Annotated in this window: 2 protein-coding genes; both read right to left on the reverse strand. The window is 66.7% G+C overall.

All coding sequences use genetic code 11. The features are described 5' to 3' along the window. Window positions 1–48 precede the first annotated feature (48 nt). Window positions 49–945, reverse strand: a complete 897-nt coding sequence (locus B5D80_RS32660) for an IS3 family transposase (RefSeq protein WP_088647764.1) — start codon at window positions 943–945, stop codon at window positions 49–51. After that, entirely contained in the window at window positions 942–1,265 is a 324-nt protein-coding gene (locus tag B5D80_RS32665; RefSeq protein ID WP_088647765.1) for a transposase, read from the reverse strand. Before B5D80_RS32665 ends, B5D80_RS32660 begins: the two co-directional genes overlap by 4 nt. Between the last annotated feature and the right edge of the window lie 58 nt (window positions 1,266–1,323).

Below are 1,323 nucleotides of genomic sequence, written 5' to 3' on the forward strand. Positions count from 1 at the left end.
AGTGGGCTTGACCCGTTTCGACGGACAGGGTCGATGTGTTGATCTTAGTCAGGCTGCCTGGACCGTTGGTAGCAGGTGCGAACCGGTGGCTTCGAAGGCGGCGGGGCTGAGGTAGCCGAGGGTCGAGTGCCGGCGGCGGGTGTTGTACCACCCTTCGATGTATTCGAATATGGCCTGGCGGGCGGCTTGATGGGTGGGCCATGGCTGGCGGTGCAGCAGTTCGGTCTTGATGGTGGAGAAGAACGATTCGGCGACCGCGTTGTCCCAGCACTGCCCGCGCCGTCCGACGGACAAGCGGATGTCGTGACGGTGGGCGAGGCGGGCGTGCTGGGCGCTGACGTATTGCGTGCCGCGGTCGGAATGAAACACCAGCCCGGGCTCGGGTCGGCGGCGTGCGAGAGCGTCGGCGAGGGCGGCGTCGACCAGGTCGGTCTTCAGGTTGTCGGCCACGGCCCAGCCGACGACCCGACGTGATGCGAGATCGATGACGGTGGCCAGGTAGAGCCAGCCCTGCCAGGTGTTGATGTAGGTGATGTCCCCGCACCAGCGGGAATCGAGGGCGGCCGGATCGGTGGTGAAGTCACGCTCGACCAGGTCAGGGCGTCTGCTGGCGTTCGGGTCGGGGATCGTCGTGGCCCGCCACCGGCGAGGGCTCTTACCGGCCAGTTGCGCGGCGCGCATCAGCCGGGCGACGCGTTTACGGCCGTGCCGCATGCCGGCGTCGGCGAGATCGGCGTGGATGCGCGGCGCCCCGTAGGTTCCCTTCGACACCGCATGGACCTGGATGATCTTCTCGGTGAGCTCAGCGTCAACGCGCCCGCGAACGGACTGGACACCGGATGTGCGCTGGTAGTAGGCGGACCTGGAGACCTCGAGCAGCTCACACGCACGCTTGACGTTGTGCCTGCCGGCTTGCTCCGCCTCGATGAACGGGTACACGTTCACCGGGTCTCCTTCGCGAAGAAAGCCGTCGCCCGCTTGAGAATGTCCACGTCTTCGCGCAGCCTGCGGTTCTCCCGCCTCAGCTGCGCGAGCTCGTCTCGTTCGCTGCTGGTCAGCCCGTCGGTGCGGGCACCGGCATCGAGGTCGGCCTGCTTGACCCAGTCACGCACCGCGGTCTCGGTCAGGTCGAAATCCTGGCTGACCTGCCGAAGCGTGCGGTCACCACGCTGGCACAACTCGACGATCTCAGCCTTGAACTCCGGCGTGAACGAACGCCGAGGCCGCGGCCGCTTCTTCCCCATGCTCTCCATGATGATGGACATCCTCCCGGAGACCCCAGGTCCCCTGATCTCGGATGTCCGTCAAAACGGGGCAGGCCCA

The organism is Micromonospora wenchangensis (assembly GCF_002210435.1).
In the GTDB taxonomy this organism is placed as follows: Bacteria; Actinomycetota; Actinomycetes; order Mycobacteriales; family Micromonosporaceae; genus Micromonospora; species Micromonospora wenchangensis.